This is a genomic window from Phocaeicola paurosaccharolyticus JCM 15092, assembly GCF_000613805.1.
Lineage (GTDB): Bacteria > Bacteroidota > Bacteroidia > Bacteroidales > Bacteroidaceae > Phocaeicola > Phocaeicola paurosaccharolyticus.
In genome coordinates, this window is record NZ_BAJR01000016.1 from 1 (window position 1) to 22,863 (window position 22,863).

The 22,863-nt window shown below is 36.4% G+C and carries 19 protein-coding genes and 2 pseudogenes; 5 read left to right on the plus strand and 16 right to left on the minus strand.

What is annotated here, in order from left to right; translation table 11 throughout:
* From JCM15092_RS16850 to JCM15092_RS07975, 6 genes are all read right to left on the minus strand, one after another.
* Nucleotides 1-685, minus strand: a 685-nt coding sequence (locus tag JCM15092_RS16850; protein WP_084488499.1) for a GNAT family N-acetyltransferase, incomplete at its 3' end; no start/stop codon positions are given.
* A gap of 76 nt (nt 686-761) precedes the next feature.
* Nucleotides 762-1,157 (minus strand): preprotein translocase subunit SecG, encoded by a 396-nt coding sequence (gene secG, locus JCM15092_RS07955; protein ID WP_024994202.1) that lies wholly within the window; start codon nt 1,155-1,157, stop codon nt 762-764.
* Nucleotides 1,158-1,159: 2 nt separating this feature from the next.
* The gene (locus tag JCM15092_RS07960; RefSeq protein WP_439645904.1) at nt 1,160-1,945 is read right to left on the minus strand and encodes a DUF8458 domain-containing protein; all 786 of its coding nucleotides are present in this window, start codon (nt 1,943-1,945) and stop codon (nt 1,160-1,162) included.
* The gene (gene lptE / locus JCM15092_RS07965; RefSeq protein WP_024994204.1) at nt 1,923-2,447 is read right to left on the minus strand and encodes an LPS assembly lipoprotein LptE; all 525 of its coding nucleotides are present in this window, start codon (nt 2,445-2,447) and stop codon (nt 1,923-1,925) included. Before lptE ends, JCM15092_RS07960 begins: the two co-directional genes overlap by 23 nt.
* Nucleotides 2,434-3,687 carry a sigma-54 interaction domain-containing protein gene (locus JCM15092_RS07970; protein WP_024994205.1) on the minus strand — a complete coding sequence of 418 codons (1,254 nt, stop codon included), beginning with the start codon at nt 3,685-3,687 and terminating at the stop codon, nt 2,434-2,436. The genes lptE and JCM15092_RS07970 overlap by 14 nt, the downstream gene beginning before the upstream one ends.
* Before the next feature lie 117 nt (nt 3,688-3,804).
* Nucleotides 3,805-5,112, minus strand: a complete 1,308-nt coding sequence (locus tag JCM15092_RS07975; RefSeq protein ID WP_024994206.1) for an inositol-3-phosphate synthase — start codon at nt 5,110-5,112, stop codon at nt 3,805-3,807.
* A 140-nt stretch (nt 5,113-5,252) separates the two neighbouring features.
* Between JCM15092_RS07975 and JCM15092_RS15425 the strand changes: the two are divergent.
* Nucleotides 5,253-6,148, plus strand: a pseudogene (locus JCM15092_RS15425) (PfkB family carbohydrate kinase).
* Nucleotides 6,149-6,166: 18 nt separating this feature from the next.
* Here the strand turns inward: JCM15092_RS15425 and JCM15092_RS15430 are convergent.
* The 9 genes and pseudogenes from JCM15092_RS15430 to rlmN form a co-directional block, all read right to left on the minus strand.
* A pseudogene (locus tag JCM15092_RS15430) lies at nt 6,167-7,348 on the minus strand (sugar MFS transporter); the annotation flags it as partial.
* A 1-nt stretch (nt 7,349) separates the two neighbouring features.
* Complete coding sequence (locus tag JCM15092_RS07990; protein ID WP_024994207.1) at nt 7,350-8,078, minus strand: HAD family hydrolase; 729 nt, start codon at nt 8,076-8,078, stop codon at nt 7,350-7,352.
* Entirely contained in the window at nt 8,075-9,085 is a 1,011-nt protein-coding gene (locus JCM15092_RS07995; RefSeq protein WP_024994208.1) for a lysylphosphatidylglycerol synthase transmembrane domain-containing protein, read from the minus strand. Before JCM15092_RS07995 ends, JCM15092_RS07990 begins: the two co-directional genes overlap by 4 nt.
* Nucleotides 9,075-10,025: a CDP-alcohol phosphatidyltransferase family protein gene (locus tag JCM15092_RS08000; protein WP_024994209.1), complete on the minus strand. Its 951-nt coding sequence runs from the start codon at nt 10,023-10,025 to the stop codon at nt 9,075-9,077. Before JCM15092_RS08000 ends, JCM15092_RS07995 begins: the two co-directional genes overlap by 11 nt.
* A 1-nt stretch (nt 10,026) precedes the next feature.
* Nucleotides 10,027-10,824 carry an ATP-grasp domain-containing protein gene (locus JCM15092_RS08005; protein WP_051532516.1) on the minus strand — a complete coding sequence of 266 codons (798 nt, stop codon included), beginning with the start codon at nt 10,822-10,824 and terminating at the stop codon, nt 10,027-10,029.
* 81 nt (nt 10,825-10,905) lie between these two features.
* Nucleotides 10,906-11,613 (minus strand): nucleotidyltransferase family protein, encoded by a 708-nt coding sequence (locus JCM15092_RS08010; RefSeq protein ID WP_024994211.1) that lies wholly within the window; start codon nt 11,611-11,613, stop codon nt 10,906-10,908.
* Nucleotides 11,614-11,617: 4 nt separating this feature from the next.
* A complete protein-coding gene (pdxA, locus tag JCM15092_RS08015; protein ID WP_024994212.1) occupies nt 11,618-12,712 on the minus strand; it encodes a 4-hydroxythreonine-4-phosphate dehydrogenase PdxA in 1,095 nt (364 codons plus the stop codon).
* 32 nt (nt 12,713-12,744) lie between these two features.
* Entirely contained in the window at nt 12,745-13,791 is a 1,047-nt protein-coding gene (locus JCM15092_RS08020) for a DUF4837 family protein (RefSeq protein ID WP_024994213.1), read from the minus strand.
* Between the two features lie 25 nt (nt 13,792-13,816).
* Entirely contained in the window at nt 13,817-14,857 is a 1,041-nt protein-coding gene (rlmN, locus tag JCM15092_RS08025) for a dual-specificity RNA methyltransferase RlmN (RefSeq protein ID WP_024994214.1), read from the minus strand.
* A gap of 173 nt (nt 14,858-15,030) precedes the next feature.
* Here rlmN and JCM15092_RS08030 point away from each other — a divergent pair, with 173 nt between their 5' ends.
* Nucleotides 15,031-17,502 carry a DUF4922 domain-containing protein gene (locus JCM15092_RS08030; protein ID WP_024994215.1) on the plus strand — a complete coding sequence of 824 codons (2,472 nt, stop codon included), beginning with the start codon at nt 15,031-15,033 and terminating at the stop codon, nt 17,500-17,502.
* Nucleotides 17,503-17,526: 24 nt separating this feature from the next.
* Nucleotides 17,527-18,843, plus strand: a complete 1,317-nt coding sequence (locus JCM15092_RS08035; protein WP_024994216.1) for a SpoIID/LytB domain-containing protein — start codon at nt 17,527-17,529, stop codon at nt 18,841-18,843.
* A gap of 106 nt (nt 18,844-18,949) precedes the next feature.
* Here JCM15092_RS08035 and JCM15092_RS08040 read toward each other — a convergent pair whose 3' ends face one another.
* A complete protein-coding gene (locus JCM15092_RS08040) occupies nt 18,950-21,133 on the minus strand; it encodes an alpha-galactosidase (protein ID WP_024994217.1) in 2,184 nt (727 codons plus the stop codon).
* A gap of 104 nt (nt 21,134-21,237) precedes the next feature.
* On the opposite strand from JCM15092_RS08040, the gene JCM15092_RS08045 reads away from it, so the two are divergent.
* Together JCM15092_RS08045 and JCM15092_RS08050 are read left to right on the plus strand one after the other, a co-directional pair.
* Nucleotides 21,238-22,062 (plus strand): ATPase, encoded by an 825-nt coding sequence (locus JCM15092_RS08045; RefSeq protein ID WP_024994218.1) that lies wholly within the window; start codon nt 21,238-21,240, stop codon nt 22,060-22,062.
* A gap of 28 nt (nt 22,063-22,090) precedes the next feature.
* Nucleotides 22,091-22,792 carry an SIMPL domain-containing protein gene (locus JCM15092_RS08050; protein ID WP_024994219.1) on the plus strand — a complete coding sequence of 234 codons (702 nt, stop codon included), beginning with the start codon at nt 22,091-22,093 and terminating at the stop codon, nt 22,790-22,792.
* The last annotated feature ends 71 nt before the right edge of the window (nt 22,793-22,863 follow it).

A 22,863-nucleotide genomic window follows, 5' to 3' on the forward strand; every position in this document is an offset into this window, starting at 1 on the left:
CAGGAAGCATCTCACCATTTATATTTTGCATTGTAATACCACAATCACCTATCACCTCCCCTGAACTCTTAAGCACAACTGGCCATAATCCAAATCCATCGTCATCATAACGCTTTATATTGCGATTAATCCAATTAATAGTCTCCTCTTTAGAAAAAGCATGAGGATAATGCTTCATTGTATCAGGATTAGAAAAAATACTGTATACAGCCTTAAAATCATCAATCTCATATCTTTTAAGTCTCAATCGTTCACTTTCAAGAAGAACCATTGGTGTATACTTAATTCCATTGGTTATTCTCTCAGCAGAGATAGGCATAAAACCTAAACGTTTATATATATCAACAGCGTATGGCGATGAGTTTACAGTGAATATCTGTTTCTCATAATCCTCTCTCACTCTATTAAAGATTAATCGACCTATTCCCTTGCGCTGATAAGCAGTTTTTATAAAGAAAAGAGAAATGTGCTGATAATCACGTATAGCAATCATGCCAACTAATTCGGCAACCTCATAAGCTCCATAGAAAGAGAGCTTACTGTTAACTCTATTGGCATCAATAAATGATTTGAACTCATCTATACCCTCTTGTGAGTAAACAGGAGCCTCGTACTCCATAAATACTTCCAAAGCTAGATCAAGGGCGATAGAGATACAATCTGAACTTATCCTCACTACTTCCATAATAGTTTATTATTATTTAAAACAGAAAAAGGCGATACTAAGTATCGCCTTAAAATATCTTCAGAAAATCGTTTTGTTATTTTGCAGGAGCGCTCTGTTGAACTGGTGTCTGAGCAGGAGCTTGTTGAGCAGGTGCTTGTGCAGGAGTTTCAGTTGCTTTAGGAGTCGCAAAACCAGCAGGTGTGTTCAATGGGTTTGTTGTACTCTCCTTAAGAGCCTCATCCATTATAGCAGATGAGCTTGTTTGAGCAGTTGGCACTACATAAGCAGTAGCGATAGAAAGAACTACCAAGAACAAAGCCAAACCCCAAGTCAATTTTTCTATAAAGTCGGTTGTCTTACGTACACCCATTATCTGATTTGAAGAAGCAAAACTAGATGATAATCCGCCACCTTTTGAATTTTGAATCAGAACAACGAAACACATCAAAAGAGATGCTAATACGATTAATCCAATTAATAATAAATACATTTTTATTTTGATTTAGTGTTAATAATCAATTTTTCAAGAAATCTTATTTGGTCGACAAAGTAAACATTTTTTTTTGGATATTTCAAATTTAATTTTTTAATAATTTCAATAGCTTTAGAATACTTTCCTTGTTTAACATATATCTTTGCCAAAGTCTCTGTAAAATAGCTTTCTTCGTCATCATCGTACTCACTTTGAGCACTATCCAAATTATTATCTAAATCATTATCACTATCTACTTCACTTACTATTTCATGAGCTTTATCCTCCTCTACAATGACGCTCTCACTTTCGATTTTGTTATCCTTTCTTACAAAATCGTCAATCAGTTTCTGTCCTCTCATCTCTAACTGTTCTATATCCGAATCTTTTAGCAGTAACGATGTATAGTCAGTAGTCGCCTCGATAGACAACCTTATCTTCTCAACATCTTCCTCATTTGTAGATAAGAATGCATCAATAAGAGACTCTGTTCTGTCTTGTGAAATATTCTCATCTTTATGCTTTATCTCTTTTACAGAATCATCATAATATTTATTGCCTTCAATAATAGAAAAAAGCACTTTTCGCTCGTTCAAATATATAGCAGACTTATGAAGTTCTTCATCAAAATCCTTATCACCCAATATATAAAGATTATTAAGGTATAGTAATCTCAGAGTCTGGAAATAAGGATATCGTATCAATAAACTTCTAATCTCGTACAAGCTCTCTTTGTCAAGAAGCTCCGGATGTTCCATATATTTGTATATACTATTTATCATATCACCAGTTTGCCACTGTTGCATTGAATACCTGATCTACAATTTCCTTAACCATCTGCTTAACCAGCTCATCCTGTACCGATGATAGAGGCTGACTTGAATCATATTCTCTACTAGCCGAGAAAGTTTTCTCGAAATCCTCTGTATGATTTGAATTATTAACGAAACGTACATTTACTGTCATCCTCAATTCAGCCATATTAGAGTAACCATCCGATCCTACTCCTTTGTTTATAGCATCATAATTTGTTATCTCCCCCGAAAGTTGCAGGTCACCATTACGTTTTAACTGTTTCAAACGAGTCTGCTGTACATATATATCCTGAAGTTCTGAATTGAACATACCCTCCATAGGACCATAAACAAAACCTACTGATCTGTTTGCAAAGTTTTCAAAAGAGATGGTTTTTGTCTTGGTATAGTCTATTGAAGATCCATTGAATTTGTAAGATATGGAACACGAAGTGATAACCATTATCAATGTTGCCAATAGCAGTTTTATTTTAAATTGTTTATTCAAGATCATATTCTTTAATTTTTCTGTATAATGTTCGCTCTGATATATTTAAATCTTTCGCAGCTAGTTTTCTTCGTCCGTGATGGCGTTCAAGTGCTTTCTTGATCATCTCTTTTTCTACCTCATCCAAAGAGAGAGATTCCTCTTCTACATACTCGTCAGTATCCTGAATATACTCATTCACAGTTTTTTTAGGAGTGAGATTTATTGTAGGAAGTTGATTAACTGGTGATGGCACAATACTTCTTTCAGGCTCATGATAATAGCCCACAGCATTATTAGGTTTATGCAGAGATGTATCATCTTCCTTTTCTTTCATAAGATGGTTGACCAGTTTTTTCAACTCTGTCACATCACGTCGCATATCGAAAAGAACCTGATATAATATCTCCCTCTCATTATGGAACTGTTGACTATCCATCTTATCCCCATAAATCATAGGCATACCTGATGAATTGGGTACTTTAGGAAGATAATTATTTAGTATATCTAATGATATTTCTCTATTTGGCTCAATTATAGATATCTGCTCTGTTATATTTTTTAACTGACGTACATTACCTGGCCAAGGATAGCTCACTAAAACATGACGTGCATCAGCTGTAAGTTGGATTGATGGCATGTGATATTTTTCTGCAAAATCGGAAGCAAATTTTCTGAAAAGCAACAATATATCACCACCTCTCTCTCTCAATGGTGGCACAAAAATAGGCACTGTATTTAATCTGTAGTATAAATCTTCTCTAAACTTGCCTTTTGCTATTGCATCAGTAAGGTTCACATTTGTAGCAGCAACAATACGTACATCTGTTTTCTGTACCTTAGATGAACCTACCTTAATATACTCTCCACTTTCGAGTACACGTAGCAAGCGAGCCTGTGTTGCAAGAGGTAACTCTCCTACTTCATCCAGAAAAATTGTTCCGCCGTCAGCTTCTGCAAAATATCCGTTTCTGTCGCTTATAGCTCCTGTAAAAGCACCTTTTTCATGACCAAACAGTTCAGAATCAATAGTACCCTCAGGAATTGCACCACAGTTTACTGCAATATATTGGTTATGCTTCCTTCTACTGAAGCTATGAATAATTTTTGGAAAAGTCTCCTTACCAACACCACTCTCACCAGTAATAAGTACCGATAAATCAGTAGGAGAAACCTGAAGTGCTACATCAATAGCTCTGTTAAGTCCTTCATAGTTTCCAATAATTCCAAATCTTAACTTAATATTTTGAATATCTATCTTACTCATAAATAGTACACATTATATGACAAATTTACAAAATAGTAACCATAAGACAAGTAATAATGGCAGAAAAAATAAGGCATACACCGCACTGATGTATGCCTTATAATATGTATAAAAATATTAATCTATTTCTTCGTCAGCTTCATAACCACCCATTTCACGGATAGCATTCTTAAGAATTACATACTGCTGGAAAAGATGATTTATAGGAACCTCATTTTCAGTATAGTCATGCATAGGACTCTTCAAGAAGAAGCTCAAGAATCTCTGTATACCAAAACGTCCTGCTCTTGCTGCAAGGTCACTCAATAATACCAAGTCAAGTAAAAGAGGTGCTGCAAGAATTGAATCACGGCAAAGGAAGTTGATCTTTATCTGCATAGGATAACCCATCCATCCAAAGATGTCAATGTTGTCCCAACCCTCTTTATTATCATTGCGAGGAGGATAGTAGTTAATACGTACTTTGTGATAATAGTCTGTATAGAGATCAGGCTGATCTTCTGGGACAAGGATAGACTCAAGAGTAGAGAGTTTGCTCACCTCTTTTGTGTGGAAGTTTGCTGGCTCATCAAGAACAAGTCCGTCACGATTACCTAAGATATTTGTTGAGAACCAACCAGAAAGACCAAGGCAACGAGTGCCGATAATTGGAGCAAAACCTGATTTAACAAGTGTCTGACCAGTTTTGAAGTCCTTACCTGCTATAGGCATTTTTGTAATTTCTGCCAACTCCCACATAGCTGGTATGTCTACTGTTGTATTAGGAGCACCCATAATGAAAGGAGCACCTTCAGTAAGAGCAGCATATGCATAGCACATAGATGGAGCTACATTTTTTGTGTCGTTTGATTTCATGGCATTCTCTAATGCCTTAAGTGAGCCATGTACTTCTTCGTTTACAGGAACATAAATCTCAGTTGATGCTGCCCAAATAACTACTATACGATCACAGTTGTTCTTCTCCTTGAAGCTTTTGATGTCCTCACGAATCTGCAAAACCATATCCCAACGTGTTTTACAATCCTTTACGTTATTTCCATCAAGACGGTTTGCATAATTGTGATCGAACGCTGCCTTCATTGGGACAATCTGTTCAAGCTCGTCTTTTACAGGATTAATATCCTTTTCTTTGAGAACTTCACAATTAATAGCAGACTCATAAGCATTAGCAGGAAAGACATCCCAGGCTCCAAAAACAATATTCTTAAGATCTGCTAAAGGAACAATCTCACCATAATGTTTGTATTGCTTTTTTACACCTTTACCAACTCTTATCTTATCATATTGAGTCATTGAACCTACAGGTTTTGCCAATCCTTTGCGAGCCATTAGGACACCTGTAATAAAAGTAGAAGTGACAGCGCCTAAGCCAACGCATAGTACGCCCAATTTGCCGGTTGCCGGTCTTACACTAATTTTTTCCATTCGAGTTTTTTTGTTTTTATAGTATTATCTAAATTTTTATTTTAAGACAATATATTCAAAGTTACATCTTCTTTTGAAAACTGCGACAATTTTATTAGTTTTTTTGCTACTTTTGCCCTTAAATTAGAGAAATCGATAAAATGAACGATATTTGTTGCATTGGTCACATAACACTTGACAAGATAGTAACGCCGGAAAAGACAACTTATATGCCTGGAGGAACATCGTATTATTTTTCTCATGGCATAAGCCATTTGAATAATACTCAGCACTATAAGCTTGTCACTTCGATAGCAAACACAGAGATACAGGCGGTAGAGGAGATTAGGTCAAAAGGAATTAATGTAAAAGTTATTCCAACTAATAAGACAGTATATTTTGAAAATATATATGGCCATAATCAGGATGAGCGTACTCAAAGAGTATTGGCAAAAGCTGATCCTTTTACTGTAGAAGGTTTAAAGAATGTTGAGGCTCATATATTCCATCTAGGTAGTTTACTGGCTGATGACTTCTCTCTGGATGTTGTTAAATATCTATCTGGAAAAGGAATTCTTGCAGTAGATGCTCAAGGATATCTTAGAGAAGTTAGAGGCGAGAATGTATATGCTGTTGACTGGACTGATAAGATTGAGGCCCTTAAATATGTTGATATTTTAAAGGTCAACGAACATGAGATGGAAGTTCTCACCGGTTCTGAGGATGTAAAAGAGGCCGCCAAGATTTTGGCAGGATGGGGGGTAAAAGAGGTACTTATAACCCTAGGTAGTCTAGGTTCTGTGGTTTATGCAGAAGGTAAATTCTATGAGATTCCGGCATATCCGCCAAAGAAGGTTGTTGATGCAACAGGATGTGGAGACACATATGCTACGGGGTATCTATACCTTAGAAATCAAGGAGCTCCTTATGATGAAGCCGGTTGCTTTGCTGCAGCAATGTCTACACTAAAGTTAGAACATCACGGGCCTTCTCGGGGACAGAAGAAGATATATGGAAGATTATCAGAAATAGCAATTTTCATCCAAAACAGCTCTAAATTAGAGCTGTTTTTTATTACTGTAAAGGCATAAGCCATAACTACACAAAAACCGAGAAATGGAATCATGAATGAGAATGACATAGATGTATTGTCAGCAACATAGCCCATTAAAAGCGGACCTACTGCTCCACCTATAGGAGTCATCATAAGATATGAAGATGCCTTCTTAGTCAAATTACCTAGGTTTCTCAATGATAGAGCAAAGATTGTAGGAAACATTATTGATTCGAAAATATAAACTCCAATAAGTCCTACCTTAGATATATTACCCAAGTTCAACACAATAGCCAGAGTAGAAACTACAGTCATGATACCACATACAAATAGTACTTTTTGTGCATCTATGCGACTCATTATCCAGCTTCCCGCAAAACGTCCAAGCATAAACAGGCCTAATCCACCGAAAGAGAGTAACACAGAAGCATCTTTTGCATTCATACTGTTATCTTCAACTACATAGTTTATAAAGAAGCTGTTTATAGATATTTCAGCAATTTCATAAGCAAAAAGAGCTGTGATACCGAAAAGAAACATCCTGTCTTTCCATACATTAGTAACCTCTATATGCTTCACATCATCATCATCCTCATGATTAATCTCAGGCAACTTAATCTTAGAGAATATAAAAGCAACTATCAATACTATTGCCCCCATTACTGTATAAGGCAGAGCTATTGATGGTTCTTTATCGCCAGAGAAAAGTAATGCACCTCCAATAAGTGGACCACAGATACAACCCAGACCATTAAAAGATTGAGCAAGATTAAGACGACTGGCAGCAGTAGATTTATGACCAAGTTCAGTCATATATGGATTAGCAGCTGTCTCAAGGAATACAAGTCCACAAGCTATTACAAAGAGTGAAAAGAGGAAGAAGTTAAACGACATCATCCTTTCTCCCGGTATGAATAAAAATGCCCCAAGTGCATATAGTAGCAGACCGGCAACTACCCCTTTTCTGTATCCATGTTTTGTTATGAACAGTCCGGCAGGTATAGCCATGATGAAATATCCAAGGTAGAACATCACCTGTATCATTGCAGAGTGTGTTCTTGTAATTTCTAAATTTTCCTGGAAATGTTTGTTGAGTACATCTAAGATGGAGTGAGCAAATCCCCACAAGAAAAACAGAGATGTAACTAATATAAATGGTAGTAAATATTTACGTGCGACTAAAGAATGATTTTCTTCTTTCATGTTATTTTTCTAATAATATAGCAGATAATTGTTTAAAATCGGTTATTATGAAATCAGGCAAAGAGTTATCAATCTCCTCATTTCCCCATCCTTTACCTTGGAGCCATACAACCTTGCAGCCTACTTTTTTTGCAGGAACAACATCCTTTGAGAATGAGTCGCCTACAACCAAAACCTCATCAACTTTAAGACCTATTGCATCGACTCCCAACTGATATATTGCAGGATCCGGTTTGCGAACTCCTACTACTGATGACTCAACTATAGATTTAAAGTAACTGTCAAGTTTAAAATCCGCAAGGATAGTCTCTATATTTCCATAGAAATTGGAAACTAGAACCAAAGGATAGCGATGCGATAGCTCATCTATAATAGGACGAGTAACCGCAAGCACATCTAGTACAAAACCATAGCATCCTTCAGCTATATTAATTGCCAATTGCTGCAGTTCGATAACATCCATATCAATTATGTGCTCAGTTAGCAGATATTCTAACTCAAGATTTACCTTTATCTTAAGTAAATCGAGGAAATTATGATAAGGCTGGATATATGGATATTTTGCTAAAGCTCTCTCTGCAAATACATAAGCATCACGAAAATCCTGATACTCCACAGGAGCTTTGCACTCCTTATAATATCTCCACAACACCTCAGCCCAATGGATACTGTTTGTATCTATAGTGCCTCCGAAATCAAAAATGATTCCTTTTACTTCTATGTTATTCATTTATTTGAATCTTTATTACCTACACCAGTTCCTACCTTCATCAGAGTAACTCCTATGCATATCCAGACCAATTCGCGCACTCTTGTGATAAGCCCGGTGTATATTCCGAAAGCACCTGGTATAGCTAATCCACCTGTAGCAAGAGCAAAACCTCCTTCACGTGCCCCAAGTTGCATAGGAGAGAAAAAGAACAAATTAGCAAAGAGTGATGTAAATGCCATGATAAGTATACATGATGCAAAGCTTACATCCGAAGTCAATATATTAAGTATGAAATAGACCTCCAGACATCCAAGTATACGAGCTATAAATTCGAATGAAAGAGAGGCATAGAATGTAGATTTTCTCTGTTTATGCAGTTCTGCTATCTGAGAGTCTATTCTTTTTAAAGTATCGTACTTCTTCTCCAAAAAATTTGCTGCCCATCGCTTTACAAAAGGCATTCTACACAATATTCTAAGAGTCTTTACAGTCATTCCATTCCTATATCCCTTTACAAAGAAGTAAATTGCAATAAGACATAATGACCCTATTATGGTAAGCAGTACTCCCATGAAGAGACTGACAGGACAAATCACTATATATAGGAATATCGATGCAAACCAAAAACAGAAATGAGAGAAGATATGCATCATAACATAGAGAATTACTGATGAAGTAGCCTTACTTGCTCCTGTATAAGGAGTAAGTTCCATTATCCTATATGGTTCACCACCCATAAGACCACACGGGGTAGCATAGTTGAGTGCAAAACCGGAGACTGTTAGCTTGTATACTTTCCAAAAAGGAATAGGAGAACCTTTCTCACCATCACGAATAATAAAGTACCAAGAGAAGGTATTTAAAAGATATATTATTACCCACAATGCCAACACTGCCGGCAACCACATTCCTGCTCTCTTCAGGTTATTCCAAAGCTCCTCATACTCCATGTCGAATGTTAGGAACATGATAACTATTGCAGCAATTCCAAAAAGGATGAATATATTTCTATATTTATTTTTCACCTCTGAAATATTTATGATATAATGTGATACTCAATTTTTCATGTTTGAAGTGCATATATACAAAGATAGCACTCATTACAATAATTTCGAATACAAAGTAAAGCCATGGTTCACCAATAAGCATACTTATATATAATGCAATTGCACGAGTATTAAATGTAAGTATGTTAGTATATTTCATCAATGGACGACTACCGGCAAGGAACTCCTCTTTGAAATCTGCAGGAATATTATCTCCATATCCTTTTACCTTTAAATAAAGTTTCTGAAAATAAGGGGTCATCTGTTCCTGCTGACGGGTGTAATTTCCGTAAAAATATAAGAATAACTTCCACCATAAGTTCTTTTTCCATGGCAAAGAAGAAAATATTTCTCTTTGTTGTTTGAAGTTATCCAGTTCACTTCCGGAAGTTCCTTTGAGAAAAAATAGATGTATATTCCTGTAATAGTCAGCAAGTGTGCTCTGCTTGCTATGACAAAGTGTCCCAGCCAAAAAAGCTAAAAGCCATATATATACTCCCCATTTCACATCACCTTCAATAAATGGTATATTCTGGTTCATAAGACGAAGAGAGATAGCAGCATAAATGGTTATGAACCACAAATCTCCGGCAAAGCCATCAAGCATACGTCCCCATCTTGTCTTCTTACCTGTCATACGAGCAAGTTGCCCATCGCAACTATCATAATGATTAGCCCAAATAAGGAAGAATATACCCAATAAGGTATGTTTCATGTCAGGGAAATAGAACATTATACCTGCTGCAACCCCAAGTATTATTGAAAATATAGTAACAACGTTAGGGTGAACATTCAGTTTCTGAAAGAAAAGTGCCCAAACATATCCTATCGGGCGATTAAAATATATATCAAGGAATTCTTCTGTATCCATTGACTTAAATGATGCCTTTAAGCCACTCTTTGTTTTATCATCACTCATCTTACGAATTCTTTATCTCATTTATCTTATGTAAAATGTACTCTGCAATCTTCGCTCCAGCCTCTTCACGACAACGAGCAAAACTAGGCCAGTCATTGAAATCAATAATCTTTATATCACCGTTCTCGGAAACGACACAGTCGCCTCCATAAATAGGGACATTAAGAACTTGCGCAGCCAAATCGCTATATTTCTTCAAATCGGATAGAGAAAACTCAAATCCTTTTGAAACACCATTTATTTTCTCGAGTCCGAACTTACTATGTGAACATGGAGATGGATAGAACCAATAGAAGAAATCAGTATCCTTAACACCATAAAATTTAATCAGATCACCTTGCAGATGCTCGTTTATAACAGCAGAATGAATACCGCGTGAGCGAAAGTCCTCAAATACTCTATCAAACTGAGCTTGGTCCTTTGCATACGACACATCATCTTTTACCATTGCATGAGAATCTCCCCTCTTTATCCAGCAAGGAAAGACATCCTGTAGAATATTCTCGTCTGTACTTACAATAGAACTTTTTGGATGAGGTATATTGTTATCCAGTAATAGCCTTGTCATTTCACTGCGACTACAGTTTTCAATGCCAAAAGCTGAATTGACAACTGTTATACCGCTGTTCTCAAGTTCTTTAAGACGTTTCAAACTACTCTTGTCACGAGCCATATCAAAAATAAAATCGCACTCTATCTCTTCAGCAACAAACTCCTTCTCACTTATAACTCTACTCTTAATTCCATTTTTCTTGAGGTTATTAACTACCTCGGTTAGAATTGCCGCGTCATTATTTATATGATTTGGAGAAAACTCACTTCCTCGCTTACTGCCACCACATTAAGTGGAGTTACCTCTCTCTTATCTTTCTCCATATCTTTAATTTTTCTCTGCTATGAATTGTTCAGCCTTAAAAATATCTTCTGCATGGTCAACATCAATAATCTTTGTAAAAGGCCATGCTTGAAGAGAGAGCCCATGTTCAACAAGGGCACGTTGGAAGTTTCTCATTCTTGATACTCCCTTGTCCATACACTCAGTTAACACATCTATGGCTTTAGGTCCCAAACAATATATTCCTCCAGAGATATATTTGCATCCTCCTTCATTTTTATCGAAGAATCCAGTAATATTCATCTGCTCGTTTGTACAAACGTACAGCGGCTTCTCATCATCAATATAGTCAGTTACTCCCATCATACCATCTGATTCTGACTTTTTGAAATCAGATATATATTTCGCGAACTCTTTCTCCCTGAAAATTGTATCAACAGTTGTAAGACAGAACTTATCCCCTTTAAGATATTTGCTCAATTCAAAGAAGCTGTGCATTGAACTTGGTGTACTCTTAACCAACAGAGTAAATGGCACCTCTATCTTATCACTAAGTTCTTCAAGAAAATTCTTAGTCAATACATTCTCTTCATTAACAATTACAACTATCTCATCAGCACCATTATCTACAAAGATGCGTATAAGTCGTTCAATCATAGCTGTTCCAGCAAGAAGAGTTAATGGCTTTGGCAGTTTTGCACCCTCTTGTGATAATCTCGATCCCTCTCCTGCCGCAATAATAGCAAATTTCATTATTCTATTCTTCTTCTATTGTATCCAACTTAAGTTTATCGCTGTCATCACGCTTTTCGTAATACTGTTTTCTAAGTGGATGAGCAGAAATTTCTTTCTCTATTATTCTATTTCTAAATACATCAAGAGCAATATAGATTGCTTGACGGAATGAGCTTTCAGAAGCTTCTCCGGTTCCGGCAATATCGTATGCTGTACCATGTGCAGGTGAAGTGCGGACAATAGGTAATCCAGCTGTATAGTTGACGCCATCATCCATAGACAACGTTTTGAATGGAGCAAGTCCCTGATCGTGATACATTGCTAATATTCCATCGAAATGAGTATAGTTTCCAGACCCCATAAATCCATCTGCCGGATATGGTCCGAAGCATAAAACACCCTTTTGAGCCATATCTTCTATTGCTGGTTTTATAACCTCTTCTTCTTCATTACCAATAAGTCCATTGTCACCGGCATGAGGATTTAGAGAGAAGAGTGCAATTCTTGGAGCATCTATTCCAAAGTCTACCTTTAAAGATCTATTGAATATATCAAGTTTCTGCTTAATCAAATCTATTGTAATGGTAGAAGAAATATCTCTTACAGGTATATGTCCTGTAACCAGAGCTACTCTAAAATCATCCTTAAGCAAAATCATCAATGACTTTGCACCGTCACCCACTCTGTTCTCTATATACTCAGTATGACCTGGGAAATTAAACTCGTCAGACTGTATAGTATTTTTGTTTATCGGTGCAGTGACTATTACGTCAATCATACCATTTCGATAATCAGCAAGCGCCATCTCAAGGGCATCTAGAGCAGCCTTTCCCGATTCAGTTGTAGGTTTGCCGATTTCAACTTTAAGTTCATCATCGCAACAGTTTATAATATTCAATCTATCATCCTGAATCTCATTAGCCGAAGTTATAATGCTAAAGTTTGTCTCTATGTCCATACTCTTTCTATAGTATGCAGCAACCTTTGGGGAGCCATATATTACAGGTGTACAGAGTTCAAACATAGAAGAGTCCGAAAAAGTTTTCAGAATCACTTCATATCCTATACCATTGATATCACCATGAGTAATACCAACTATTACTTTTTTATTTTCCATTATATAGATTTTATCTATTTTCAGTTATTTGTCTATCTATTCTTCTCTTCTGTGACATTGTCATCCACAGGTATCTCATGTGAAGGCTTTTCATCAGATAATTGAAGTGTATATAGTGAAGCTTCCAACTGGCGCATTATATTTCTCTTAAGCTTCTCAGGAGAATATATAAACCCTTCCACAACAATTATTCTGCCATTAGCTCTATCTACTCGTGCATGAGCTACAAACGGACCACCCATCATGTCATTTTCCATTTGCCATAAGCCACGAGCTTCAAAGCCATAATCACCTTTTACCACTATATCCTTAACATCAACAAAGTCCTTGTCGGTTGCCATGTACATTCCCTCACGTTCACCTGGAATATTAATCTTCATAACAGAGTCACGCTTATTAATAAAATATTCCTTGGTAAAAGTCTTTTTGTCTGTATAAGGGTAAGAATATATTACGAAATTCATATCTCCAGAAGCACGATTGGTAGATGCCCATAGGAAATCCTTGCCAACCTTATATTTATCCAGTTCAACAGGAACCCATACATCAACGTCGAAGAGGCTCTTTATCCTTGCTGATACTGCTTTATTATGTTTTTCTTTGAGGTTATTTATCTGACGATTCATCTCACTCTTTACAAAGAAGTCGATGATAACTTGTGAATTCTTCTGAACATAGTTCTGAAAACTCTCCTCATTTGGTGCCTGAATCCTCATGATAATCTGAGGAGATGAATATACATCTCGTGAGAATTTAAACTTAGGCTGAGAGTAAATATCTTGAATGTCAACAATGATTATATTGCGGAAAATCTTGAAAGTCCTGTCGAAACGATCAGGAGCAACTGTAGATATGCGAAAAGACCTCTCAGATTGAGGAAGTCCCGGAACATCTTTGTCGAGTACATTGAATAAAGCTCTGCCAACCGGTTTTTCCCATTGAGTCTTATCAACAACTACAAGCACTTCGTATGGACGGCCACTTGATGCTGGTGTAAAGAGACTTTTACCATCTTTTTTACACGACATCATAAGCGCCATGACCATAAGTATAGATAAATATAGGCCTACTTTTTTCATATAATCTCTTGTTAATTTTCAGTTATTAATCTCTATTTTCTTTTGATTGTTCAGCAGTAGAGAGCATGCCACAAGCAGCAAAGATATCCTCACCTCGTGATGCTCTGATGGTAGTGAATACTCCATGTTGTGTCATATAATCACGGAAAGCTACTACCCTATCCATCTCAGAAGGAGCAAACTCAGAGTCAGGAATTTCATGGAATCGAATCAAGTTTACTCTACAATCTAATCCCTTCAACAATTTCACAATCTCTTTTGCATAAACAAGCGAATCATTCATTTTGTCAAAGATGATATACTCAAAGGAGAGACGTCTTTGCTTACTGAAGTCATACTTTTTGAGTACCTCTACAATATCTTTTATAGAGAACGCAGTCTCAGCAGGCATCCACTCCTTCCTCTGTGAAGGGATAGGAGAATGCATACTTACAGCAAGATGACATTCACTCTCATTAAGGAATCTTTCAAGTCCTTTTTGCAATCCTACTGTAGACACTGTAATACGCTTAGGACTCCAAGCACAACCATAATCCGATGTCAATATCTCAAGAGACTTGAGAACTTCATCAAGATTATCAAAAGGTTCTCCCATACCCATATATACAACATTTGTAAGTGTATCACTCTCTGGAATTGAGAAAATCTGATTTAAAATCTGATTTGCTGATAGACTTGCAGTATATCCTTGACGTCCGGTCATACAGAACTTACATCCCATTTTACAACCTACTTGAGATGACACACAAAGTGTAGCTCGTTCTTTGTCCGGAATATAAACTGCTTCAATGAAGTGATTTTGTGGAGTTTTAAAGAGATATTTCACCGTTCCATCAATAGACCTCATCTCCTCTACAGGGGCTGACAAGCCCACTTGATAACTCTCATTGAGGGCATCTCTTGTCTTCAATGAAAGATTTGTCATCTCATCTATTGACTTTACCCTCTTTACATATAGCCATGAAGCAATCTGCTTTGCTGCAAACTTAGGCAAACCAAGATTTTCAGCTATTATCTGAAGTTCAGATAAAGTCTTACCAACTAATGATGTTTTAGATGTATCCATTAAAAATTCTATAGAAAATTAGGTACAAATATATATAAAACAGATTAGTTATAAAAAAAATTAACCAATAATAGGTCTAATAACCGCAAGATTTAACCACTCAATATTGAGTTTATTTGTTTCCCATATGACTTTTTTTTTATTTACCTTTGTTTTTCTAAAAAAATATATAAATGGAAGGCATAGTAAATTGTTTCATTTTATACAGCGATAAGACAACTATTGGCATTGCAAATGAGCTACTTAATGAAGTAAGCGTCAATAAAGTATTCATACTGTCGTCACACGATATTATTGATTGCGACTCATTGAAAGGTTGTGAGATTATCAGATGCAATAATCCATTCTCAGGAGAAACTCTTAGAAAAATAGCCCAATTATCAAATACTCCATACTCTCTAATCCAAACCCGAAACGTTCCAATAAGCATTGGGTATAAAGGGATAAAGAGAATGACTGATTACTTACAAGAGAGAAATGCCGGATTTGTATATTCCGATTATTTCGAAATAAAAGAATCTCAGACTAAAAAACATCCTGTTATTGATTATCAGATTGGAAGTGTAAGAGACGATTTCGATTTCGGCTCTCTTATAATGGTTAAGAGCAGTCTGATTGCTGAATGTGTTGAAAAGATGGACGATAATTACGATTATCCATACTCTTCTCTCTACTATTTGAGGCTATATGCATCAAGAGTTTCCAAAATCATCCATATAAATGAATATCTGTATACAGAGCATGAATTGGACAACCGCGCATCAGGTGAAAAACAATTTGACTATGTAAATCCACGAAACCGTGAAGTACAGATAGATATGGAGAGAGTCTTTACAGATTATCTGAATGACATTGACGCAAAACTCTATCCATTCTACCAAGAGGTTGATTTTATAGATGGTGAATTCCCGGTAAAAGCCTCGGTTATAATTCCTGTAAGAAATAGAGAGAGGACTATAAAAGATGCTATTGAGTCGGCTATAAATCAGAATACAGAATTCAGATATAATATTATCATAGTTGATAACCACTCAACGGATAATACTACAGAGATAATTGACTGTTTCAAAAATGATAAAGTAATCCATATCATTCCTGAAAGAAACGACCTTGGAATAGGTGGTTGCTGGGATCTTGCTGTAAACGACAAGAGATGTGGACGATTTGCTGTACAACTTGACAGTGACGACTTATATAGTTCTGAAAACACTCTACAAAAAATAGTTGACTGCTTTTATCAAGAGAAATGTGCCATGGTTATTGGTACATACAATATGACAGATTTCAAGCTGAATACTATTCCTCCAGGTATAATTGATCACAAAGAGTGGAGTGAAGATAACGGAAGAAATAACGCGCTTAGAATAAATGGTCTCGGCGCTCCAAGAGCCTTTCTAACATCACTTCTTCGTAATATCGGTGTTCCAAATGTGAGTTATGGTGAAGATTATGCTTTGGGATTGAGAATTTCCAGAGAGTATAGAATAGGACGAATCTATGAAATACTATACCAATGCAGAAGATGGGAAGGGAACTCCGACTCCGCGCTATCGGTAGAACAGATAAACATCAACAACAGATACAAAGATGGCATTCGTTCACTTGAATTATCTTCAAGAATTGAATTGAATAAAAAGCATCACTCTATAAAAAATAATGATAATCCTGACAAATTTGATATTGACAGTTTCATTAAGAGACAAATGCAACAATGGCCACTTGCTAAGGAGAACCATGAAGCATTATCAATGATTGATGTGAAAGAGTTCACTCTTAACGGATTCAACATATCTGTTGAACATAACCCCAAAAGGATTATCTCCTCTGGAGCAAAGCTTGACAAAGATAGCATAAGTAAAAGAGCTTGCTTTCTTTGTGAAAAGAATCAACCTGAAGAGCAGATGCATTACTATATAAACGGTAATAGACCCTACAATATATGTATCAATCCATATCCTATATCACAAGGGCATATCACTATACCGGCAAAATCACATTCAGACCAATATATTCAGGAAAACGAGTATCGTGATATGCTAGCAATGAGTGAGATAATACCTCAATATGTAATCTTCTACAATGGTCCTCAATGTGGAGCTTCTGCACCTGATCATTTCCATTTCCAAGGTGCACCTCTGAAAGATATCGACTTATGCAGAAATATCCAGGGTTATTCACAAAGAGACAATTTAAAAAGAGTAAAGAATATATATAGAGGCGAAGAGAGAGAAGAGTTCTCGTCACTATTTCTTTGTGAATCATATATTACTCCTCTATTTTTATCTGTAGGCAACTCCATTGACCTAATGGCAAGCACATTTGTGACTTTCCAGAAGGTTGTAAATAAGAATTTGGGCAGAGACATGTTCAACATATTTACATGGAGTAGTACAATAACAAAAGACAACACAAAGAGATATTTTTCTCTTTTAATACCAAGAAGCAAGCACAGACCAAATTGTTACTTCGCCAGTGGAGAGAAAAATATGCTGATAAGTCCGGGAGCTCTTGATATGGCAGGACTAATTATTACTCCAAGAAAAGAGGATTTTGATAAAATAGACTCAGAAGAGATTAAGAATATTATTAATGAAGTTGGAATAGACAACAAAACACTAAAAATAATTATCGATGAACTTAAATAGTTATAACCAAAATAGCATTACAAAATGAAAGAGCCAGATATTAGTATAGGAATAGTTAACGCCCAGAAAATACATTTTTCTTTAAATGGACAATTTTCTGCTAAAGGTGAGACTGTTTGCGGCAACCAAGTAGTGTCATTCAGTGAAGGAGGCATTCTTTGGAACAATACTCTATATAAAGAACTGACTTTTACTCCTCAAGAAGGGAAATCATTTTTTTCTTTATATGATGTTACTATAGGAATTAATTTTCATTGGGAAAGACAGGAGACACAAAGTTTCATGGGTACATTGAAACTTGTTGTCGATGAAGGTAAGATAACAGCTATCAACATATTGCCGGCAGAAGATTACCTTATAAGTGTCATCTCCTCTGAGATGAACGCTACATCTTCTATAGAGTTTCTGAAAGCTCATGCAGTAATATCCAGAAGCTGGCTTTTTGCTCAGATAAAGAAAAGGAAAGCTTTGGAGAAGAAAGACAGCGGATTCTTCTCAATTACTAAGACAGATACTGAATATATCAGATGGTACGACAGAGAAGACCATACCATCTTTGATGTCTGTGCAGATGACCACTGCCAGAGATACCAGGGAATAACTAAGGCATCTAATGAATCGGTAGTAAAAGCTGTTGAACAGACCAGAGGCCAGTTGCTAATGCAGGGAGATGGAATATGTGATGCACGATTCTCTAAATGTTGCGGAGGAATAAGCGAAGAATTCGAATACTGCTGGGAGGATAAGAAATATCCATACCTAGCCGCTATCCGAGATATTAACCATGAGAGCGGAGAAACAATGCCTGATCTTACAAATGAGCAGGAGGCAGAGAAATGGATAAGAAATTCACCAGCTGCATTCTGTAACACACACAACAAAAGGATTATATCACAGATACTGAATAACTACGATCAAGAAACTACCGACTTCTATCGTTGGAAGATGGAATATTCACAGGAGGAAATCTCAGAACTGATACGCGATAATACAAAAGCCGATTACGGAGATATCATTGACCTGATACCTATTGAAAGAGGTAAATCAGGCAGAATCTGCAAACTCAAGATTGTAGGAACTAAGAAGACTCTTATCATAGGAAAAGAGCTTGAGATACGACGTACTCTATCAAAGACTCATCTGTTCAGCTCTGCTTTTGTTGTTGACAAAGGGGAGGCACAGAATGGCATACCAAGCAGCTTCATACTTACAGGTGCCGGATGGGGTCATGGAGTAGGCCTTTGCCAGATTGGCGCTGCAGTAATGGGTGAGAAAGGCTATACATATGATCATATACTGTTACACTATTATAAAGGAGCAGAAATAAAATCACTATATTGATTATAAAATTGATTGATTTTTAAGAGAATTATTTGCTTAACTTTTAAATAAAAAGAGTCCGAAATTTATGATAAATTTCGGACTCTTTCAATATTATAATATCTTATTAAAGTGCTGTAAGCTTAAGTACTCTACTTGAGTATTCGCTGTTTAGAGGAAGCTCAACTCCCTGATTCATAAGTATAGAACCTTTAATCTTCTTTCCATCTAAAAAGACCGGTTTACCGTCAACATTCATCTCAGTAATCATGTATGTCTTATCTGGATTTAGTCCTTTCATTGTAAATCTTGGAATAGACTGATTACAGAAGTGTTCTAGTTTATAAGCAAAGAACACCGCCTGACTCTTGTCTTCAGTAGTATACATAAGTGATGATACACCCTTCTTATCATATGGTGAAATCAGACGATAAAGTTCGCCTTGCTGTACGATAGGACGAATCTGCTTATATCCTTCAATAGCTTTTTTAGAGAACTCTTTCTCCTTATCTGTCATATTCTTAGGCTGTATCTCCATTCCAAGACGTGCTGTCATAGCAACATCAAAACGGAATTTTATAGGAATAATCCTTCCTGTCTGATGGTTTGGCGCAGCGCTTACATGACTTGCCATTGCATTAGATGGGAAGAAATATGAAGTACCCCACTGCATGTATATTCTCTGAAGTGCATCAGTATCATCACTAACCCAAAACTCATCGAAATATGGAAGGACTCCATATGTAGCTCTACCGCCTCCGCTGGCACATGCCTGAATTACAAGATCAGGATATTTAGCACGTATTCTCTCAAGAACTTTTCTCAATCCTCTATGATAATCTATCATAAGATGTGACTGTTTGTCGGCAGTAAGATATGAGGAACCCCAGTTTGCTACACTCATATTAGCATCCCATTTTATATAATATAGATCAGGATTCTCTTTCATCAGGTTATCTACAATACTGAAAATAAAATCCTGTACTTTTGGATTTGACACATCAAGAACTAGCTGGCTTCCTCCTCTACCCGTACGCAGTGGACGGTTACTCTGATGAATTACCCAGTCAGGATGTTTCTCATAAAGTTCACTTACAGTATTTGTCATTTCAGGCTCAATCCATATACCGAATTTTATGCCATGCTTTTTTGCAGCTTCAACAAGTCCCGGGACTCCGTTAGGAAGTTTGTTTTTATCCACACTCCAGTCGCCCAATGAACTTCTGTCATCTTTTCTTGGATACTTTACTCCAAACCATCCATCATCCATAACGAATAATTCACCACCCATAGATGATATATCACCCATCATCTGGTCCATGCCCTTCTCATTGATATCGAAGTATACACCTTCCCAGCTGTTCAGCAGAATATCACGTAACTTCTTTCCATTGTGAAGTTTGTTTTCTACCCTTGCCCATCTGTGGAAGTTACGGCTAACTCCGCTTAAACCTTCATTACTGAATGTAAGAGCAAGTTCAGGAGTTACAAAAGTCTCTTTTGATGTAAGCTTGTATTCCGAATTTTCCTCGTTTATACCAGCCATGAATTGATGCTCTCTGTTATTGTCGGTATCAATACTGAGTTTATAGTTTCCGCTCCAACAAAGGGCCGCACCTATAACTCTTCCGCTATTTTCCTGAGGTTTTCCATCCAATGAAAACATAATCTCACCATGGTCAGTTGTTGAATTTCTTACGCCATCCTTATTCTTTATGACCTTCATTCCTGGAGTCAATTCTTCCTGCACCAGCCTGCCTTCGTCTGCCCAAGAGCCATAAAGATGAGAAAGCCAGACATCTCCTTTTCTTATAGGAAGATATCCAGATGCAAATTTCCTCAGCAGAACCGGCTTTTTCTCATTATTGGTTATTTCACTCCATGTCTCAATAATATCTGTATTATTGTATGCTTTGTAGTTTATCTTAACAATAAATGGATAAACTTTATCCTTCATGGTTACAGTAGTAATAGTAGCATTTGTCTCTTTAGCAGTAGTGACATCGCTAATTTCCAGATCAAGCGACATATTTCCATCAGGATGTGTTACAGAAAGAGCAGGTTCCGTTTGGCAATCTATGCCAAATACAGGATATGCTGCACGATGACTGGCTATTCCACTATCGTAAATCTGAGAAATCTCAGAATTATCGATCTTTTCACCAAAATAAACGATTTTCAACTCTCCACCTTTTGGTGCATTAAGCAGCAGAGATGTATTAGGGGTAGATACTATTATGTCATTATTCCAAGCAAACAGTGATGATGCTGAAAAAAGTAACAGTACCGAAAGAAGTGATTTGATTTTCATCTGCATTAGTATTAAATTAGTTACCACAAAGATAAACAATTTCGTTTTTTAAACATAACATTTGCTTTTTTTATAAATTTGTAAATAAATATAATCCTAAAATAATGATACTGATAGCCGATAGTGGTTCAACAAAAATAGATTGGTGCTTTAAAAGCAGCAAAGAAGATTATAGAATCGTAAATACAAAAGGTATAAATCCGTTCTACCAAAACAAAGAAGAGATAAGTCATACAATAGAAGAGGTATTGAATATGTGCCCCTCACCTGAAAAGATATATTTCTATGGTGCTGGTTGTACAAAGGAGAAATCTTCTATTATTTATGATATATTTTCAACATTAGTTCCATCATGCAAAACAATAGAAGTTGATAGCGACCTGCTTGGAGCAGCTAAAGCAGCATGCGGATTAAAAGCAGGTATAGCCGCTATACTTGGTACAGGATCCAATTCATGTGAATATGATGGTAACAGTATAGTAAAAAATATACCACCATTAGGGTTTATACTTGGAGACGAAGGCAGCGGTGCTGTGTTGGGAAAAAAATTCGTCGCAGATGGAATGAAATCAATACTTTCAAAAGATATATTCGATAAGTTCCTCGATGAGTATGGACTATCTGTCTCTGTAATAATGGATAAGGTGTACAGAGAACCATTTCCTAACAGATTCCTGGCATCTTTATGCCCCTTTCTAAATAAGAACAGAGACAATGAAGAGATACACAATCTGTTGGTTAATAGTTTCAGAGAGTTCTTCAACAGAAACATTAAAAAATATAATTACTCTGAATATGATGTAAATTTTGTAGGTTCAATTGGCTACCACTTTAAAGATGAGGTAAAAGAGGCCGCAGAGATTGAATCAATTAAAACAGGCTCTTTTATAAAGTCGCCTATGGAGGGACTTATTGATTTTTGTTCTTAATGTAAAACTTATTTAAAACTGTTTGAATATGAAGAATTTGAAATTTGAAGCCGTTATATTGGCTGTAGGTTTTGTACTATTAGGCCTTTTTATTAAGTCAGGGCTTAATAATGTATCCGGTAACGACAGAGTTGTGAACGTTAAAGGATTAGCAGAGATGGAAGTTGAAGCCAATAAGGTGATATGGCCGCTCATGTATAAAGATTTGGGAGACAACCTTATCACACTCTACGATAATATAAATTCAAAGAATAAGACTATTGTAGGATTTCTGAATTCTAAAGGCATTACCAATGAAGAGATAACTATCAATGCACCTGAAATTATAGATATGCAGGCAGAAAGATATAACAGCAATCCTGCCCCATACAGATATAATATTACATCTGTAATAACAGTCACATCAAAAAAGGTATCACTTGTCAGGAAACTTATCAGTGAGCAAAGTGAACTTTTGAAACAAGGGATAGCAATTACCGGTGGAGACTATAGATATAATGTAGTTTACGAGTTTACAGGCCTTAACTCCATAAAACCCGGAATGATAGAAGAAGCTACAAAAAATGCCCGCAGTGCAGCAGAGAAATTTGCCAAGGATTCTGAAAGTGAACTTGGTAAAATAAAATCAGCATATCAGGGACAGTTCAGCATTGAAGATAGAGATGCAAACACCCCTTATATAAAGAGAGTAAGAGTCGTAACCACAATAGATTACTCATTGGAGGAATAAATATATTTTTCTCCTGCTTATATTGCACTTTTTTATAATAATTTTCATAAAACTATTTATGATTCAGTTAT

What these genes read in the sequence shown, in the direction of transcription:
- secG (WP_024994202.1), bottom strand. Translation starts at nt 1,157, where the DNA reads ATGTATTTATTATTAATTGGATTAATCGTATTAGCATCTCTTTTGATG.
- JCM15092_RS07960 (WP_439645904.1), bottom strand. Translation starts at nt 1,945, where the DNA reads ATGCAACAGTGGCAAACTGGTGATATGATAAATAGTATATACAAATAT.
- lptE (WP_024994204.1), bottom strand. Translation starts at nt 2,447, where the DNA reads ATGATCTTGAATAAACAATTTAAAATAAAACTGCTATTGGCAACATTG.
- JCM15092_RS07970 (WP_024994205.1), bottom strand. Translation starts at nt 3,687, where the DNA reads ATGAGTAAGATAGATATTCAAAATATTAAGTTAAGATTTGGAATTATT.
- JCM15092_RS07975 (WP_024994206.1), bottom strand. Translation starts at nt 5,112, where the DNA reads ATGGAAAAAATTAGTGTAAGACCGGCAACCGGCAAATTGGGCGTACTA.
- JCM15092_RS07990 (WP_024994207.1), bottom strand. Translation starts at nt 8,078, where the DNA reads ATGAATAACATAGAAGTAAAAGGAATCATTTTTGATTTCGGAGGCACT.
- JCM15092_RS08000 (WP_024994209.1), bottom strand. Translation starts at nt 10,025, where the DNA reads ATGAGTGATGATAAAACAAAGAGTGGCTTAAAGGCATCATTTAAGTCA.
- JCM15092_RS08010 (WP_024994211.1), bottom strand. Translation starts at nt 11,613, where the DNA reads ATGAAATTTGCTATTATTGCGGCAGGAGAGGGATCGAGATTATCACAA.
- pdxA (WP_024994212.1), bottom strand. Translation starts at nt 12,712, where the DNA reads ATGGAAAATAAAAAAGTAATAGTTGGTATTACTCATGGTGATATCAAT.
- JCM15092_RS08020 (WP_024994213.1), bottom strand. Translation starts at nt 13,791, where the DNA reads ATGAAAAAAGTAGGCCTATATTTATCTATACTTATGGTCATGGCGCTT.
- rlmN (WP_024994214.1), bottom strand. Translation starts at nt 14,857, where the DNA reads ATGGATACATCTAAAACATCATTAGTTGGTAAGACTTTATCTGAACTT.
- JCM15092_RS08030 (WP_024994215.1), top strand. Translation starts at nt 15,031, where the DNA reads ATGGAAGGCATAGTAAATTGTTTCATTTTATACAGCGATAAGACAACT.
- JCM15092_RS08035 (WP_024994216.1), top strand. Translation starts at nt 17,527, where the DNA reads ATGAAAGAGCCAGATATTAGTATAGGAATAGTTAACGCCCAGAAAATA.
- JCM15092_RS08040 (WP_024994217.1), bottom strand. Translation starts at nt 21,133, where the DNA reads ATGAAAATCAAATCACTTCTTTCGGTACTGTTACTTTTTTCAGCATCA.
- JCM15092_RS08045 (WP_024994218.1), top strand. Translation starts at nt 21,238, where the DNA reads ATGATACTGATAGCCGATAGTGGTTCAACAAAAATAGATTGGTGCTTT.
- JCM15092_RS08050 (WP_024994219.1), top strand. Translation starts at nt 22,091, where the DNA reads ATGAAGAATTTGAAATTTGAAGCCGTTATATTGGCTGTAGGTTTTGTA.